This is a genomic window from Paenibacillus sp. NRS-1760 (assembly GCF_050467785.1).
Classification (GTDB): Bacteria; Bacillota; Bacilli; order Paenibacillales; family Paenibacillaceae; genus Pristimantibacillus.
This window is the reverse complement of sequence record NZ_JBITPK010000014.1, coordinates 962,832-978,695: the sequence shown is the minus strand read 5'-3', so window position 1 is coordinate 978,695 and position 15,864 is coordinate 962,832. Positions and strand designations below refer to the sequence as shown.

Annotated in this window: 16 protein-coding genes and 1 pseudogene; 3 read left to right on the top strand and 14 right to left on the bottom strand. The window is 42.2% G+C overall.

The genetic code is table 11. The features are described from left to right. The first annotated feature begins 82 nt into the window (after positions 1 to 82). On the top strand, positions 83 to 409 hold the full coding sequence (locus tag ACIFSR_RS23590; protein ID WP_339204196.1) for a WGxxGxxG family protein: 327 nt from the start codon (positions 83 to 85) through the stop codon (positions 407 to 409). A 364-nt stretch (positions 410 to 773) separates the two neighbouring features. Here the strand turns inward: ACIFSR_RS23590 and ACIFSR_RS23585 are convergent, their stop codons facing one another. The 7 genes from ACIFSR_RS23585 to ACIFSR_RS23555 form a co-directional block, all read right to left on the bottom strand. Continuing rightward, positions 774 to 1,271: a DUF1854 domain-containing protein gene (locus ACIFSR_RS23585; protein WP_430060311.1), complete on the bottom strand. Its 498-nt coding sequence runs from the start codon at positions 1,269 to 1,271 to the stop codon at positions 774 to 776. Position 1,272: 1 nt separating this feature from the next. Next, positions 1,273 to 3,507 (bottom strand): ABC transporter ATP-binding protein, encoded by a 2,235-nt coding sequence (locus ACIFSR_RS23580; RefSeq protein ID WP_430060309.1) that lies wholly within the window; start codon positions 3,505 to 3,507, stop codon positions 1,273 to 1,275. A gap of 37 nt (positions 3,508 to 3,544) precedes the next feature. Next, positions 3,545 to 3,985 carry a hypothetical protein gene (locus ACIFSR_RS23575; RefSeq protein ID WP_430060307.1) on the bottom strand — a complete coding sequence of 147 codons (441 nt, stop codon included), beginning with the start codon at positions 3,983 to 3,985 and terminating at the stop codon, positions 3,545 to 3,547. Then, positions 3,978 to 4,256, bottom strand: coding sequence for a PqqD family protein (locus ACIFSR_RS23570; protein WP_339204201.1), 279 nt, complete (start codon positions 4,254 to 4,256; stop codon positions 3,978 to 3,980). The genes ACIFSR_RS23575 and ACIFSR_RS23570 overlap by 8 nt, the downstream gene beginning before the upstream one ends. Continuing rightward, entirely contained in the window at positions 4,253 to 5,047 is a 795-nt protein-coding gene (locus tag ACIFSR_RS23565; protein WP_339204202.1) for a hypothetical protein, read from the bottom strand. The genes ACIFSR_RS23570 and ACIFSR_RS23565 overlap by 4 nt, the downstream gene beginning before the upstream one ends. Positions 5,048 to 5,148: 101 nt before the next feature. Continuing rightward, entirely contained in the window at positions 5,149 to 5,295 is a 147-nt protein-coding gene (locus tag ACIFSR_RS23560) for a hypothetical protein (RefSeq protein ID WP_179089784.1), read from the bottom strand. A 136-nt stretch (positions 5,296 to 5,431) separates the two neighbouring features. Beyond that, positions 5,432 to 6,589 (bottom strand): nucleotidyltransferase domain-containing protein, encoded by a 1,158-nt coding sequence (locus tag ACIFSR_RS23555; RefSeq protein ID WP_430060305.1) that lies wholly within the window; start codon positions 6,587 to 6,589, stop codon positions 5,432 to 5,434. A gap of 456 nt (positions 6,590 to 7,045) precedes the next feature. Here ACIFSR_RS23555 and ACIFSR_RS23550 point away from each other — a divergent pair, with 456 nt between their 5' ends. Beyond that, positions 7,046 to 7,639 (top strand): ferritin-like domain-containing protein, encoded by a 594-nt coding sequence (locus ACIFSR_RS23550; protein ID WP_430060303.1) that lies wholly within the window; start codon positions 7,046 to 7,048, stop codon positions 7,637 to 7,639. A gap of 191 nt (positions 7,640 to 7,830) precedes the next feature. Then, positions 7,831 to 8,097 (top strand): translation initiation factor 2, encoded by a 267-nt coding sequence (locus tag ACIFSR_RS23545; protein WP_430060301.1) that lies wholly within the window; start codon positions 7,831 to 7,833, stop codon positions 8,095 to 8,097. 272 nt (positions 8,098 to 8,369) lie between these two features. On the opposite strand, the pseudogene ACIFSR_RS23540 reads toward ACIFSR_RS23545, so the two are convergent. From ACIFSR_RS23540 to ACIFSR_RS23510, 7 genes and pseudogenes are all read right to left on the bottom strand, one after another. After that, a pseudogene (locus tag ACIFSR_RS23540) lies at positions 8,370 to 8,486 on the bottom strand (transposase); the annotation flags it as partial. Continuing rightward, on the bottom strand, positions 8,462 to 8,809 hold the full coding sequence (locus tag ACIFSR_RS23535; RefSeq protein ID WP_430060299.1) for a hypothetical protein: 348 nt from the start codon (positions 8,807 to 8,809) through the stop codon (positions 8,462 to 8,464). The gene ACIFSR_RS23535 and the pseudogene ACIFSR_RS23540, both read right to left, overlap by 25 nt. Before the next feature lie 726 nt (positions 8,810 to 9,535). Further along, on the bottom strand, positions 9,536 to 10,465 hold the full coding sequence (rbsK, locus tag ACIFSR_RS23530; RefSeq protein ID WP_430060297.1) for a ribokinase: 930 nt from the start codon (positions 10,463 to 10,465) through the stop codon (positions 9,536 to 9,538). A 39-nt stretch (positions 10,466 to 10,504) separates the two neighbouring features. Beyond that, positions 10,505 to 11,908: an ADP-ribosylglycohydrolase family protein gene (locus ACIFSR_RS23525; RefSeq protein WP_430060295.1), complete on the bottom strand. Its 1,404-nt coding sequence runs from the start codon at positions 11,906 to 11,908 to the stop codon at positions 10,505 to 10,507. A gap of 113 nt (positions 11,909 to 12,021) precedes the next feature. Then, positions 12,022 to 12,906, bottom strand: coding sequence for a carbohydrate ABC transporter permease (locus ACIFSR_RS23520; protein WP_339204210.1), 885 nt, complete (start codon positions 12,904 to 12,906; stop codon positions 12,022 to 12,024). Positions 12,907 to 12,957: 51 nt separating this feature from the next. Next, positions 12,958 to 13,848, bottom strand: a complete 891-nt coding sequence (locus ACIFSR_RS23515) for an ABC transporter permease (protein ID WP_430060293.1) — start codon at positions 13,846 to 13,848, stop codon at positions 12,958 to 12,960. A gap of 180 nt (positions 13,849 to 14,028) precedes the next feature. Further along, positions 14,029 to 15,738: an extracellular solute-binding protein gene (locus ACIFSR_RS23510; RefSeq protein ID WP_430060291.1), complete on the bottom strand. Its 1,710-nt coding sequence runs from the start codon at positions 15,736 to 15,738 to the stop codon at positions 14,029 to 14,031. Between the last annotated feature and the right edge of the window lie 126 nt (positions 15,739 to 15,864).

Genomic DNA, 15,864 nt, shown 5'->3' with positions numbered 1-15,864 from the left:
GACAATTAATTTTTTGTATAAATTTAAGCTTTACTACAAAACATATCATAGTATTAAAATCAAAACAGAGCGAGGTAATCAAATGAAAAATATTTTATTAATTGGCTTTATCAGCTGTTTAATGATGTTCAACTCAATTTCTGTATCAGCGGAAAGTAACGCTAATACACCGGGACAAGAGCTTCGTTACGATGTCAATCGCGTCACTAATGACACTAATCGTGCATTAAATACAGATGACTATCAAAATTATCGAACCAATAATTACAATACATCTTTGAACGCTAACAACTATAGAACAAATGCAACATCAGATAATCGTGGTTCAAATTGGGGTTGGCTTGGTCTTTTAGGTTTACTTGGATTAGCGGGTGCTAGAAATCGTGCTCGAGATCGTGATCGTGCTTAAATGTTGAATTAGGTTACTTAAATACCCTCAGTTTCACTGGGGGTATTTGTTTGCGATAATTGTGCTTGTATTCAAACAGCTATACAAGGACATCAAATGGCACTACAACAACTACAACAAATCTCCAATATCTTTGTACCCGAAACGAATCGAAGAAGTATTCAGCGGACAAATTAGCTGAAACAATGGTAATTTGGAAGTTGTACAGCCTCCCTAAGGCGCGCGGGTGCATTCATTTGATAGGTATTGACAGAGTCTGCGCGGTTTCTTCCCGATAAGTAGTTAACAAAAAAATCAGTGTTTTCATAAGAGGATGACCCTTTTTTCCCCATACGAATACCTCCTGACTTTTACAAACCGTTAATCAGATCAGCTTCTTCCAATTTTCACGGCTTCGGGCATCCATCTGCTCTGGATCGGACAGCTCGAAGCGGCGGCCTTCATTGTCCGTTACCATCCAGCGGCTTTCCGTTACGGGTTGGATATTTTCATGAAGGTTATCCATGACCAATGCTGCCGGGCCATAATTCGTATCGACCTGCAAATACCACTCGCTGCCTCTTTTTCTTACAGTCAGGATTTGTTTAATGACAGGAATCATATAATTTCGGTCAAGCTCTTCTCGTACCGCCTGAAAGCTATCTTCCGTGAGAAGCTTCACATCCTGTATCATTGCAATTTCACGCCCTTCCGCCGAGCGAACCGAGATGAACCTGTCGGGCATTGTATACGGAAAACTGCGAATAAGTGTTACGCGGGCAAACCCCTTACCTTCCTGCTCCAAATGCAAAATACCTTCAGAAGATCGGAACAAACGGATTTGACTTAGCTCCGAGCGGCTTAAAAAGAATAACGGGTTCATCTTATCCGACCTCCGATGGTATTTTCGCTGTTTGTTTTTGCGATTCGACCAAACGATAATAATGCGTTTGTTTCGCGTAAAGCTCTTCATGCGTCCCCATTTCAACAATGCGGCCTTGGTCGAGGACTACAAGCCTGTCTGCATGACGTAAAGTGGATAAGCGATGGGCAATCGCGATAGTGGTTCTTCCCCGGATTAAGCGGCTTAACGCTTCTTGAATGAGCCGCTCCGTCTCCGTATCAACAGATGCTGTCGCTTCATCTAAGATCAAAATCTCCGGATCAAGCAGCAGCGCTCTCGCAATTGCGATACGCTGTTTCTCCCCGCCCGATAAACGGTGTCCGCGTTCCCCGACGCGCGTATCGTAGCCTTCCGGCAGACAACAAATAAAATCGTGGGCATTCGCGGCGTGGGCAGCTGCGATAATGGTCTCCGGCGGACTATCCGGACGGCCGTAGGCTATGTTCTCGGCAATCGTACCATCGAACAAAAACGTTTCCTGAAGCACGACGCCAATATGCTTCCGGAGACTCTCCTGCCGGATATCTCTCAAGTCGTGCCCGTCAAGCGCAACGCTTCCAGCATTCGGGTCATAAAATCGGCAAATCATGTTTATGAGAGTCGTTTTCCCTGCACCGGAGCGGCCAACCAGCCCGATCATTTCACCGGGGCGTATAGTGAGGTTAATATCTTTTAGCACCGGTCGTTCAACTTCATACCCGTAACGTACACCATGAAAGCGGATCTCGCCAGACACGGAAGAAAGCTCTACCGCGTCCCGCTTATCAGGGACATCAACCTTCGCATCGATGATTTCGAGAATCCGTTCGGCCGAGCCAAGCGAGCGGTTAAGCCAGCTTAATAGCTGTCCGGAGGCTTGAACAGGCCCGAAGAACATGAGCAAATAGGTCGTAAAGGCGGTCAATGTTCCAATAGACATGGTGCCGGACATGACCGATCGTCCTCCCAAATACCAAACAGCGATGCCGAACACAGCCGTCAGTACCGTAAAAATCGGAGATACGCCAAGCCAAAGATTACCGAAGGAAATCGTGCGATTGATCCAATGATTATTCACCTTGTCAAAACGGTTTTTCTCGGCATTTTCCTGCGCAAAGGCTTTAATGACTCGAATGCCTTGTAGCGCTTCGCCAATCACATTGTTGACATGCAAAGCAGATTGCCATTGCGAATACCAAAGTGAGCTCAGCCTCTTCCACAGCCAATAGAATCCGGCAAACAAGAATGGGGTCGGGATCAGAATCATCGCTGCCAGCTGCCAATTCAGATGGAATAGCATAAACAGGATGCCTACGGCGAGCAGCATCTGCGTGACTAGATACACCATGCCGTTTGTCAAAAATTCTTTTAATTCATCAGTATCATCCTGGATACGGCCGATAAATTGAGAGACCTGGCGGTGATCGAAGAAGCGCATCGAAAGCTTCATTAAAGCGCCGAACATATCCCGGCGGATCGCCCCTACCAGTTTCCCGCCTATTCGAACGCCAAGGTAGCTTCGGATGACTTGCATCGCAGCAGATAACACCTGTACAAGGGCCAAACCGCTTGCCAAGGCAAAAAGCATATTCAAGCTTCCAGACGGTTTGGCCACTTCATCCACAATCATTTTGATCAAATAGGGTGGGATCACTTCAATAAATACGGATAAAACAAGCAGCAGCGCACTTACCAGCATGGGGCTTCGGTACGGGGTACAATAAGCCGCCAACCTGCGCAGCAAGGACCATTTGCTGCTGCAATTTAAACACTTGCTTGTTCCGGGAGAGGCGGTTTTGTCGCATTTTGAGCATCTATACGTTTCCGTACTTTCTTCTAGAGCTGGGAGGGTAAGACCTCCAGTTTCGTCCCCTTCCGCCAACCAGTTCCTTATCGCGGGAATAGCCTGTCGGAAAGGCTCGATGTACGGAAGTGAGAATCTCGCAGCTTCTATCTCGCCATCACCAGTTATAATAAAAAACGATGCTCCGCCGAAAGCCTCGCGAACGGATACATCGATCATGTTATTCTTATGGAAGGTCATGATGGTTTTCCCTTGCCCGTCCACCATTTCCATGGTCAAAGTCTTGAAAATAACCTCGTAATGCCGAAATCGTCGTAGGGTGAGATCCACATCCGCCCTTATACGGAGCCATGGATTCTCCGTATCCTGTTGTTTGACTGCGACGCCGTTAACAGGTTTACCAGCTTCCCGCTTCGCATTCTCCGTTTTCAATTTAAAATACTCCTTTGTCAATGTCACTTTCCGGCAGTTACATACGCTCGTTTCTTTCTGCGCACCATCGAATCACTTTGTGCCATTTAGGTACACGCAAAGCCAGTACAGCAAGCAGCCTGGATCTCCAATGATTCGAAGCTTGAAAACGGTTGTTACGGCGAACGCCGGACCATCGTCCCAGAATGCTTGTGAACGGTACGGGATCATCCGGCTCATAGCATGTATCTCCCTTGAAGATAAATAATTCCTTTGAGCCGTCCTGCTTTACGGCGTACAGCCTGTGTCCGATCAACGCACCTTGGTCCGTAACAAATAAACATATATCGCCAAGTTTCAATTTTTCCCGTTGCACGGACAAGAAAGTGCTTACGTTTCCTTCCTTGATCAAGGGATACATGCTGATACCCGCAGAGGGCAGCTCGATCTTTCCGGTTCGCTGGATTACTGCTGACATAACTGGCGTCAAATCATGCATTTATTAGCAGTCCGGCCTCAATCAGCATCTCAACAAACGCCTGAACGTCATCGAGGACAACTTCCATCTCAACGCCATATTCGGTATGTACTTTTTCTGCCAGCTCCGCGACAGTTGGAAATTCGGGAAGAATCGACCAAATATAACCTCCAAGCTCGTTCACTTTCGTGATGGCGTGGGTGTCGATGTTCAGCAGCAGCCACTCGCCATCCAGCTCAGCCGTCTCGATATTTTCCCGTCTCAGCAGTGTTTGGTCTGCCAGTATCGTCATGATATCACTCCCCAAAAGGTATCGTTTTTCTGAAAATATAGCTCATAAGCCGGTACGCCTTCTACCGCCTGCTTGCAAAGCGCAATCATCTTTGCCGTTTCCAGCTTGTTATGCTCCCAATAAAAGACCTTATCAAGAAGTGAAATCAGCGCGTCGCCTTTGCGGATACCTACCCGCCTTACATCCTGCGATTGGATCAGAAAATGAATGCCTGCCAAAGGACTGCTTGGAAGCTCGCATGCTTCTTCCATTTCACTCCGAAATGGGGAATCGTGGATTGTAATTGAACCATCCGGCTCAAACAATAGGAGCGTAGCCTCATCGGAAAGAATAGGACGGGGAACGGAAAGATCAGCTACCGTCGACTTGCCTGCTCCTGATGGCCCGGCGAACATCCAAGCGCGGTCATCCTCCACCACGCATGACGAATGGATGAGCAGCCCTGCGCGCCGATGGATCAGCCAGGCGCTGTAGAGATTGATTAAGGCGTGCTTGAGTGCAAGGTCATCGTGAACATAAATTTTTGCCTGGCTGTAATCAGGTGTTGTCACCAGCTTATAGTCCGCACGGATATAGACATATTCGCTGCCGTTCTCTTGAATCTCGACAGGACCGTCGTCGAAAGGTTTCCCGTAAAAGTCATAGACCTCCACGTGAATGTTAGGCGCTTCAAGATTTCTGCTTGCTTCAAAGGAACGAAAACGCGCGGTCAATTCATCATATAAAAAGGTAGTTTGAATTTGAAAATCGATCGAACTCCTGCCGACCTGTGTATGCAATGTGTACATCATTATGCACCGCCCGTTCTTCAGAAGTTATTCCTGAGAATAAAAAGGGAGCAAACTCGATCGTTAGCTCCGCTTCTCAGATAAAATCTATCATTGCTTTCTAGTTAACCTCCGATAAAATGCCTGCAAAACATAGGTTTAAAATTACGTTTTTGGCACCATTCGTAGCCACCGACTTTATCGCTTGGTCTTGCTGTTCCAAATTCGACAGTATGCTGCGTAAGTACTTTAGGAGCTTCATATTTTTTCATTTCGTTCACCTCCTTTCAAGGAATTTATGTCATATTATAGTTATAGTCAATGATATTTATGAAATTTAGTAAAATAATACTACGATAAAATGTATTAATACCTGCTTTTTGTATATCTAAAACGAGAATATTTGATTTAATTCTTCTTTTGTTTGGCACGAATGGTTCGAATCCAAAATTGTAGTCTTCTCTTATAGATTTTGGCATAGATTTTGCTCATCGGCGCATTCGAATCCGGGACATCTGATCTATTGGCATACTTTAATAGGTCTAAGGCATAATCTCTTGGCGGCAGCAGTAAATAACGCAGATGCGCCCACTGTTGTTTAACCGAATCGTAGGCGACGAAGGCAGAAAACAGATGGAAGCCATAAAATCGCCAGTTTCTGATCCCAAATTGGGCATTTCGCATCAGTTCGATATTCCAAAGCGGCCAGCGTCTCCGTACGTTTAGCGGCTTGGTTTCATGCAGCTCGGGAAACAAGTCATAGACAATTGTCAGCGCAATTAGTACTTTGGCATAGTTCCCATCGCTCTTTGCCTGTGCAAAGAGCTGGCCGTAGTCTATTTCTGCGCTGCAGCATCTCAGGACGTGCAAAATATCGATAACGTACTTCAGTGATAACATATTATGGTTATAGCCATGAAGGCATAGGTAGTAAAAGGTGTCCTTGGCCGAAAGCTCCTTCACCAACTGATAGGGAGAAATCGGTTCTGCATCCATCCAAAAGCTGCTCATATCCGTATCCGAGACATGTTCGCGCAAAATATTCCAATGCAGCTCCACCCCGAGCAGCGGGAAATCCTCATTCGCATAAAATTTATTCAACAGCATATGGAAATGATCCGCATCGTCTTCTATATACCGGATAAACTCATGGCGCTCCAATAGGGCAACCGCCTTATCCAAATCTTCTGGACGTACAAGCAGATCGATATCGGATGTTCCCCTGCCCGAAAAATGTCCAAAAAAACGTTCAGACAGCCGAATGCCTTTCAGCACGATCACTTGAATTCCTGAACGCTCAAACGCATCAAGAAGCTTGTACATCTCGGAGCGGATCAGCATGTTTTGAAACAAAACAGCATCCACGCCCGATTTAAGCCTGCTTCGGTGCTCGGAAGGCACGGCTTCCAATAAGCCGCTGCTCTTCAATAAATAATAAACTTGGGGAGCGACTTGGAAAATATCGATATCGTCAATTGCTGCTTTAGCCGTCTCCTCGGAATCAAATAACGGATGTTGGTTTTGGTAGATCCGGCTTATAAGCGTTACCGCTTTCGAGTGTTTCATGAGCCGCTCCTTTCACTTTCGTTAATAAACTAGTTTCGGATTTATAATGTCGTTTGTGGGGGTATGCGTACGAAGCCAATTGAGAAAATTTTCTAATCTTCGAAGATAAATCGGTTACCCGGTACTAAGATAAAGCGCCTGTCTTCAGCGTGCAGTAATAGCATTTCACCACCTATAAAACGAAAAGACCCTCCAAAAAAAAGGAAATTATCCTTTCTAGACAGTCTTCTAATTCCGATCACCTGTTTGAAGGGAAGAAATATTATTTTAGTCATGAAACAATTTCTTTTCATCCATAGTCTTAGAAGGCAAAATTTCAATTCAGGTAATTAAATAGCAAATACTTCCCCTCCTACGTTCCTCAATATTCAGTGATGTTTCTATAGATAAAGCCCACTCCCACTAATAGGTAACTGCATATGATGGGTTTGAGCCTAATTTTAAGGAGTGAATCTTTTGAATAGAATAAGTAATAGATTAGCATGGCAATATCATTTGAAACTGGCTTCAACTTACAAAATGCTTGCTGATAAATATGAATATATGGACCATCCATTGCATCTCTACTATGGCGGCGAATACCGCAAACACTTAAATGAAGTTGAAAAACATTTTCTTGCGTTAAATCAGACACAAAATCCTTTTGAAGATATGATGTTTATTGGTATTGAAGAATTATCAAAAACTTTAAATGGAGAATATTCTGCCATTTACTGCTATGAACAACTAGCAAATCAAGCTCCAACCGCTGATATTAAAAATAAAATACTCGAAATAAGAAATGATGAAATTAGACATTTTAACATGTTTTCGCAAATATACACATGGTTAACTGGAAAACAACCAATTCCAGAAAGAACAGAAGAATGCCAAACAGATTTTCAAAAAGGAGTATCCGTAGCATTTAATGCTGAGCAAGAAACTGTTGATTTTTATCATGAGATAGCAAGAAAAACTGATAATCCTGTTATTAAAGATTTGTTTACACAAGCTGCAGCAGATGAACAAAATCATGCAGTTTGGTTTTTATATTTTATGAATCACCACTAATTAATTTAGTAGAAGCCGTTTCCTATTTCGGCTTTTCTTTTTACATGGTTTAGTATCTAACATACAATCCCATATTCCACTTGCTCCTTGTCAAGCTTCTCCGTATTTACACTGATACTTGAATCAAAGTAGTAACTCCTTACCTCTTAAGGCAATAAATTAACTTTTGATCTACGCAGGAGAGAATGACTATGAACAACAATAAAAGCGAATTAAATGGAACATCTGATACAACAGATATTCAGGTTGCTAAACTTGCATTTATTGGAGCATCCATCACTACAATAGGAGATAGTATAACAGCAATCGCTGTTGGTCTTGCCCTAGAAGCATTAGTGAAATCCAGTAACAAGAGTTCTCAAAGCCAAAATAAACATTTAAAACAGTTAGAAACATCACAAAAACAGTTAGACCATTTATTAACTGAATTAAAACAATTCAAAAAAAACATTAAATAATGCTTTTTAATTTCATTTTTCACACTCCTTATAATTAAAATAGTTCAATTTGTTTCTCATGTAATCACTGTTGCAGCAAAAAGGAGCCAATTCTTAATGATCTCATTGAATATTTTTTTTGTTTAATAGCACCTAAAAAAGTAAACAATTTGAGATTCTTTAAACAAAAACCAGCTAATGGTATGTCAAGCTAACCTTTTTGAGTGGTTTAAAATTTGTTATACTAAAAAATAGATACAACAAATAAACCTCCATATACATGGAAGTTTATAATCAAGCCCTGCATATGCCACTAATTGTTTAGCGTATCTAAATTGAGAGGCATCACCAATTTCTGCAATAATTGAAGCAGCTATCTTCATCCCTACACCAGGTATAGTCTCCAATAACTGTACTTCCTCAATATCATTTCAAACAACTCCAATATGGTTTTCTCAAGTTTGGTTAGTTGCAATTGAAATTCAGGAACAACAACGAGCAGGCTGCGCAGAGCTGTTTCTAATCCGAAAGGGACATGTGTAACTGGATTCTGGATCAAAGCTGTCTTTAAGTGATCCACTTTACGTTTCATCCAAGCTTCTGAACGAGAGGCCCTTGTTGCCTCCTTTACAGCTTGAATCCATCCTTCTTCATCCCTACTTTGGATACCTTTTTGCGACAAATACATGTCGAGCAGGTTAAGAGAGGTTTTAGAAAACAAATCTTTAAACAATCCCTCGTATCCTGGAAATACTTGATCCAACAACGACCGCGTAGTGCAAGTCTCCTAAGTGCCAAGCATCTGAAGCATCTGTTTTGACCTTACGCAGACTTGTTCTTCGCGCTCTTTGAGCCTGCAAAGGATTAACAAGTATTTATGTCATACCCTTCGCTTTGTATTCGCTGAGCAAGAGTACGATGGTAGTGTGCGGTTGGTTCTAAAATGACAACTGGCTTCATCTTAGTCATCTTATCTAATTCGATTAAAACTTGAAGTAGTCGTTCTATACCATTCGGTGTATGCCAGATCACTTGGTCTCAACCATAGGGCACATTACGTTTAATGAATGCTTGTATGACTGATTTTCCTTTTGCTACATCAATGCCAACAACAGGTCTCATTTATTTTCTCCAATTATTTCTTCGCCGGCAACTCCACAGCTTAGCTTGTGATACGAGGTCAAATGCCTCAACCAGCTCAAACATTGTAGTAGGGAGTAGTGGGAGAACTGTTTTTAGTACAGAGTTATTCCCCAGGGGCTGTCACGTTCTCCCGACTACTTCCATCATAAAACGACCATAAAAAAAGGTTAATTGCGCCAAAAGATTGAATGGATCGAATAATTTTTTATGACTCTGTCGGTAATCACTCCAAACAAATAAACATTCATCTATATCATCGTTTTGTGCAATTGTTTAGACAATGAACGCAGCGATGAGCTTATAAAATATAAAATAATTACTTATGAGAATTTGCAGCTCTTAAGAATTCCTCGATTTCCAATTTATTTGGAATACTAGCTAGAGCACCCTTTCTTGTAACCTTAATTGCCGCAGCAGCAGAAGCAACTCGCAAAGTTTCTTCCGAAATATCCTTCGAACCAGTCGTTGCAGCCAATACTCCTATGAATGTATCCCCAGCTGCTGTCGTATCAACGGCTCGTACGTCGAAGGCTGGGACATGCGTAACCGTATCGTTACTATCCGTAAACAATGAGCCTTTATTTCCTAATGTCAGTACGACTTTACCAACTCCTTTATCTCTTAATTTTGCAGATGCTTGAATGGCTTGAATATTATTAGATACGGCAATTCCAGTTAAGGATTCGGCTTCAGATTCATTCAGAATTAACACATCAATGAAATGAAATATATCCAGCGGTATTTGTACTGCCGGGGCGGGATTAAAATAAACACTGACTCCCCGTTTATGGGACTCTTCCATCACATATCTCGTAGTTTCCCAATTAATTTCGTTTTGAAGCATCACAATATCGGCATAATCAAACAACTCTAGAGAATCTTTTATATCATTTACCGTTAACAACCCATTAGCTCCCTCAGTAAGAATAATATGATTTTCTCCTGATGCATCTACTGTAATTGAAGCTAACCCCGAGTTCCCATCTTTATTAAACACAAAATCGGACTGGACTCCAATCCTACGGATTGCAGACAATAACTGCGAAGCGAATGGGTCATTTCCAACAGCACCAATGAATATCACCTGAGCGCCAGCTAGTGCTGCTGCTGCTGCCTGATTTGCTCCCTTTCCTCCAGGATTATAATCCGTTTTCAAGCTCTTAATCGTTTCACCAGGAAGAGGATGTTTCAACACATGATTTACTACATCCATATTAATACTGCCTATTACAAGTATGTTTGCCACAAGGACACACCTCAAATCATTTTAGGATTCTTTCAGCAGCTACAACCTATTCATATCCGTGTTTTCGTACACATAAAGCTCGCTTGGTTGAATCCGATGTTGGCCGGTATGCAGCAGCTCTGGCAAACGCCCCATCCGTTCAGTCAAACGGGAAAGCTTTTGCTCATGAAAATAAGATAACCCCGTATGAATCCGATCCTCAAAAGGCTCAAGCCATCTTGTTTCTAAGCTATTAGAACCAAAATAAACGCCTAGCAAAGACCCAGCTGTTGCCCCAAAGCTGTCCGTATCGTTGCCTTGCATCACCTGCTTGCATATCCCATCGCCGACATTTTCTGCGAATCGAAACGTATTAATTAAGGTCCCTATTTCCTGATAAACCTGACAGTGGGAATAATTCGCATACTTATGGTTAATACGCTCATAGGCTTCCAGCCAGTTATCTGCATTTGCAACCATCTGCAGGCAATCCTGAGCAGCCTCATAGAATCGGCTCCTTCTAGGTACGAATTGCAGTGCAGTACTAATAATTTCAATCGGATCGCGAAGCACATGTGCGACAGCAATCGCAGCAGCAATGAACATGGTAGCGTAGATACCGGTACGGCGGTGTGTAAAGCTTGCATCCCGCCATGCCAGCTCGGCAGCAAGAGCTGGTTGACCGGGGCAGGCATAGCCGTAAGCATCTGCACGAATCGCTGCTCCGCATAGTTCCGTGTCCTGTACCAAGAAGTCAGGCCAAGCTTCTATTTCAGCATGATTGAATATTTCCCTATCATGCTCCAAATAGCTAAACCCAGATCGTAGTAAGATGGCTCTCTCTGGACCCCAAGTTGTACTTATCGGAAGATGATTTATCCATAAATCTCTTATATTTCTTTTTGTAAAGCCTTCGCCGAATTGTTCTAGCACCATCATTCCCATTATTGTGTAATTGATATCGTCATCAGGTGCCACATAACGAATTTTCCCTCGAGCCGTCTCATACCAAGACCAATGACGACGACCCAACGCATCTAGCATCTCATCAGAAATATAATCGTTCAGCGGCCATTCCCCTACCGATGCAAGCGCTTGATGCAATTCCGAAAGGCTGGGGTTTACCTCAATAGGCTTGCCCAGCATCGAGCCGCATACGGAAGCTAGAAATCCCGCCTCTACTCGCTTAGCACTGTCCTTAAAATTCAGGATTCCGACCTGACCGAGAGGCCTTGTCGGATCACATTCCTGCCATATCTCCTCTAAATCGTTGGGCTCATAGTAAGTCCAATTCTCCCTTATTGGAATGGCAGCCAAACTATGGGCGAAGTCCAGATAGGCGTCATAGCTTTCGGGAAGCTGTACCAGCTTGGCTAAATAACCCGAGGTTTGATAACCTTGCTCAAATTTATTGCGTAGAATTCCTTCCAATTGACGTTTAAGAAATGTGAGTGATGGCAACATAATTTGTATCTCCTTTGTCCAATTATTGATCTGCATGACATATATACTCAAATGCGAAGTGCCATAAGTATGAAAACGATAGTAGATGGAAAAGCAGCTTACAAGACTATTGGTTATTCCTTTACAGAACCTAACGTAATCCCACTAATAAAAAATCTTTGCAAAAACGGATAAATAATTAAAACAGGAATCATCGCAATAAAGATTTTGGCTGCGTTTAAGGTCTGATTAGAAAGTTCACTCATCTTTTGAATTTGTTCTGCAGTCATCGTTTGCGCATCAATGATGACGACCAATTGTTGGATGTAGGTTTGCAGCGGATAATGATCGGCATTGGACATGAGAACAAGACCGTTAAAAAATTCGTTCCAATGATAGACAATACTGAATAAAGTAACTGTCGCAAGCACCGGAACAGCCAGAGGAGTGAAAATTTTAATAAGCATTTGCCACGGCCCTGCTCCATCCACTAATGCCGCCTCTTCTATCTCCTTAGGCAGATTGCGAAAATAGTTGATGACGAGAATAACATTAAATACCGGAACGCTTTGCCCTAGCACAAGCGCCCAAATATTATTGATCAAGCCGAGTGATTTAATCGTTTGATACCAAGGAATCAAGCCGCCGTTAAACAGCATAGTGAAAACCAAAATCCACATGAATACATTACGAAGAGGCAAATCTTTGGCATTTTTGGATAAGGGATAACCTAAGAGAAGGATAATGACAAAATTAAGACTTGCTCCTAACGCAACACGCTGTATTGAAATCCAAAACGAATTGAAAAACTTGCTGTCCCCCATAATTTCTTGATAGGCACCGAAATTAAACCCCACCGGCCATAATCCAACCTGACCTGCGGAAGCCGCTGCATTCTCACTTAACGAGATTACAAGCGTGTACCATAAGGGAAGTACACACAACAGTGCAATACCACCCAGAAGCACGACAAGCAAAACATCAAATGCCTTGGAGCCAAATGTTTTTTCTATAACCATAGTAATGCTCCTTTATATTAAACATGTCGTCGTGAAATTCGGTTCGTACGTTTAAAAAATACGATAATTTGCAAACTTAGCAGCCAAGAAATAGGAAGTCGCAATTAAAGTAAAGCTGATAACAGATTTTAACAGCCCCATTGCCGTTGCTAATCCATACTGCAAATTCAACAAACCAGTTCGATATACCCAGGTGTCAATGATATCCCCGCTAGAATAAACAAGAGGATTATAAAGGTTAAAGATTTGGTCGAATCCCGCATTTAAGACATTTCCAAGACTTAGCACAGTGAGCAAAATAACCGTTGTAATCATGCCAGGCAGTGTGATATTTCTCAAACGCTGCAAGCGCGAGGCACCATCGATCGCAGCTGCTTCATATAAAGAGGGATTGATTCCCGTCAATGCCGCCAAAAAAATAATCGTATTAAAGCCAAACTCTTTCCAGACATCGCTTCCAACAATGATAAAGGGGAACAAATCCGCTCTGGCAAAAAATAAAGTAGGACTTATGCCGAATACAGACATAATAGCGTTAATCGGTCCATTAAAAGAAAAAATATCCAGAAGAATACCGGAAAGAATAACCCAAGATAGAAAATGGGGCAAATAAACAATCGTCTGAATCCATCTTTTCAAGATGGTTACGCGCAATTCATTCAACAACAAAGCAAAGGTCAGCGGTACGATCAAATTCGCTACAATTTTCATCACAGCAATGAAAATGGTATTAAAAAATATCGTTTTACTATCATTAAGCGTAAACATATACTTGAAATTTTCCAAACCAATCCACTCAGAATGAAAAATACCTAAGCCCGGATTAAAATCCTGAAAAGCGATAACAATCCCAAACATAGGAACGATACTGAAAAGAGTCAACCAAATAAATCCGGGTAGGAGCATGAGATAGTAATGCTTGGCATAACCCTTGGTTTTCATATTGTGAATCACTTCCATTCTCACTTGATCAAGGTGAAACGGCTGTTGCCATCAGTTGGCGGCGCAGTGCGTTTCATTCCGAGAAATATAAGACTTCTTAATCCTTTATAAGCTAACAAATTTATAAATTCTTATATTTTTAAAGAAAGGCGACAGATTTCACTGACGCCTCTAGGGATTTTACTGTTTTGCTATTTCGTCTACTTCTGCTAGAATCTGATCTCCGCCTTGCTTCTTCCAATCGAGTACAAACTGATCAAATGAATCTAATGGCGCAGCCCCCATAATAATTTTGAGGAATGTTTCTTTTTCCAATTTATCTAATGCAGCCCATTTTCTTTCCATCGTTTTTGTCTGTGAATAGGTAACGCTATAAGTTTTCTTATACGGCTGCTGCAATGGCGATATGCCTACAAATGTTGAATACATTCGTTTCCATACGCCTATATCAGCATTCGGATTCCAATACTGAATATCATAATTGTCGTAGGGTTCTAATTTAACTTTTTTGATATTTTCAGCATCAGCCTTTAATAAGTTATATCCGGGAAGATCTAGCTCTTCCGGTTGTTTCGTACCCGCTAAAACCTCTTTTAACATATTATAGGTAACATCCATTACATCCATCGAAGCATAAACCAAACGCAATGGATAATTGCTAATCGCAACATTCACATCGAATTTTGATTCGTCGCGATACAAAAGATTTTGCATTTTAATTGCTGCTTCTGGATGCTCGTAGCCCTTGCGGACAACAAGATATTGATTCGACGGGTTACCCATATGTGGAGTGAATTCACCCTTACTATCAAGAGGTACAGCATAAGCCTGCCAGTTTGCTTCTGGGTTGTTCTTGATCGCATCCGCTAACGGGCCGTACCCGCCTGACCACCATACACCAAAATAAATACCTGCGGTTCCATTCTTGATCAATTCCTGAGCATTCTTACGAATACTCATTTCCTTGTCAATTAAACCCTTTGCATAAAAATCACGCAGTTTAGAAAGCGCTTGCTTTGTTTCTGGCTGAATAGAACCATAAGTTGTTTTCCCCTCAGAATCCTTCACCCAAAATCCAGGATAGGAATGAAAAGAAGCGAACACGGGATCAAACCCATAATTGTTATTATTCGGATTCATAAAATCCGCATTGATAGTTCCTCCCAATTGCGGGCCCGAGATAGCGACCGTATCTGCCTTTCCATTACCGTCGGGATCCTGTTCCACAAAAGCCTTAGCCACATTTTCCAGATCATCTATCGTTTTTGGCGGCTCTAGACCTAGCTTATCTAACCAATCCTTGCGGATCCACATGTAATGGACCATATCTGATTCCGGTGTTACATTTGGCAAGGCATACATTTTCCCATCTACTGTAACTGATTTGAGTGCGAGCCCATTCGTTGTTTCAACGATGCCTTTAATGGTGGGCGAAGCATATTTATTATAAACATCAGTTAAATCCTCAAGCTGGCCGCTCTTTACCATTTGCCTAAACTGCGTCTCTTTCACAACCATCGCATCAGGCAAGTCGTTACTGGCAATGGATAAATTGATCTTCTGTTCGTAATCTTTGCCTCCAGCAGCCTGCCAAACAATTTTCGTATCTATGTTCAATTGTTCTTTAATATAACGGGTATACTGGTTGTTCTCAGGAGATTCCCCGTCTGGCAAGCTTTTATCCGACGCATCAATTTCTTTTCCAATTCTAATTGTGATTGGCTCCTCGGATTTTCCAAAAGGATCTGCTTCTTCTTGTATCTCTTCAGTTTGTGCTCCTTCCGTTGAAGGCTTTGATGGTTCTTTGGAAGTGCCTGAATTACTGCATGCCGGTAATACAACTAACATAGCTGCAAGTAACATTTGAATGAATTTTTTAGACTTGCTCATGCGTGTTCCTTCTTTCACTTTTGAATTTGTCCACACCTAAAAGGTAACACACAAAAGCTTCTCGTTTAGATAGACATAAGTACCACGTTTAGAGAGGTAAATGACCGAAGATTAGCAAGGTTTTGC

Excerpts from the sequence above, each read along its gene's own strand:
- ACIFSR_RS23510 (WP_430060291.1), bottom strand. The coding sequence starts at position 15,738 with ATGAGCAAGTCTAAAAAATTCATTCAAATGTTACTTGCAGCTATGTTA.
- ACIFSR_RS23545 (WP_430060301.1), top strand. The coding sequence starts at position 7,831 with ATGAACAACAATAAAAGCGAATTAAATGGAACATCTGATACAACAGAT.
- ACIFSR_RS23520 (WP_339204210.1), bottom strand. The coding sequence starts at position 12,906 with ATGGTTATAGAAAAAACATTTGGCTCCAAGGCATTTGATGTTTTGCTT.
- ACIFSR_RS23585 (WP_430060311.1), bottom strand. The coding sequence starts at position 1,271 with ATGAACCCGTTATTCTTTTTAAGCCGCTCGGAGCTAAGTCAAATCCGT.
- ACIFSR_RS23590 (WP_339204196.1), top strand. The coding sequence starts at position 83 with ATGAAAAATATTTTATTAATTGGCTTTATCAGCTGTTTAATGATGTTC.
- ACIFSR_RS23570 (WP_339204201.1), bottom strand. The coding sequence starts at position 4,256 with ATGACGATACTGGCAGACCAAACACTGCTGAGACGGGAAAATATCGAG.
- ACIFSR_RS23560 (WP_179089784.1), bottom strand. The coding sequence starts at position 5,295 with ATGAAAAAATATGAAGCTCCTAAAGTACTTACGCAGCATACTGTCGAA.
- ACIFSR_RS23565 (WP_339204202.1), bottom strand. The coding sequence starts at position 5,047 with ATGATGTACACATTGCATACACAGGTCGGCAGGAGTTCGATCGATTTT.
- ACIFSR_RS23525 (WP_430060295.1), bottom strand. The coding sequence starts at position 11,908 with ATGTTGCCATCACTCACATTTCTTAAACGTCAATTGGAAGGAATTCTA.
- ACIFSR_RS23575 (WP_430060307.1), bottom strand. The coding sequence starts at position 3,985 with ATGCATGATTTGACGCCAGTTATGTCAGCAGTAATCCAGCGAACCGGA.
- ACIFSR_RS23515 (WP_430060293.1), bottom strand. The coding sequence starts at position 13,848 with ATGAAAACCAAGGGTTATGCCAAGCATTACTATCTCATGCTCCTACCC.
- ACIFSR_RS23555 (WP_430060305.1), bottom strand. The coding sequence starts at position 6,589 with ATGAAACACTCGAAAGCGGTAACGCTTATAAGCCGGATCTACCAAAAC.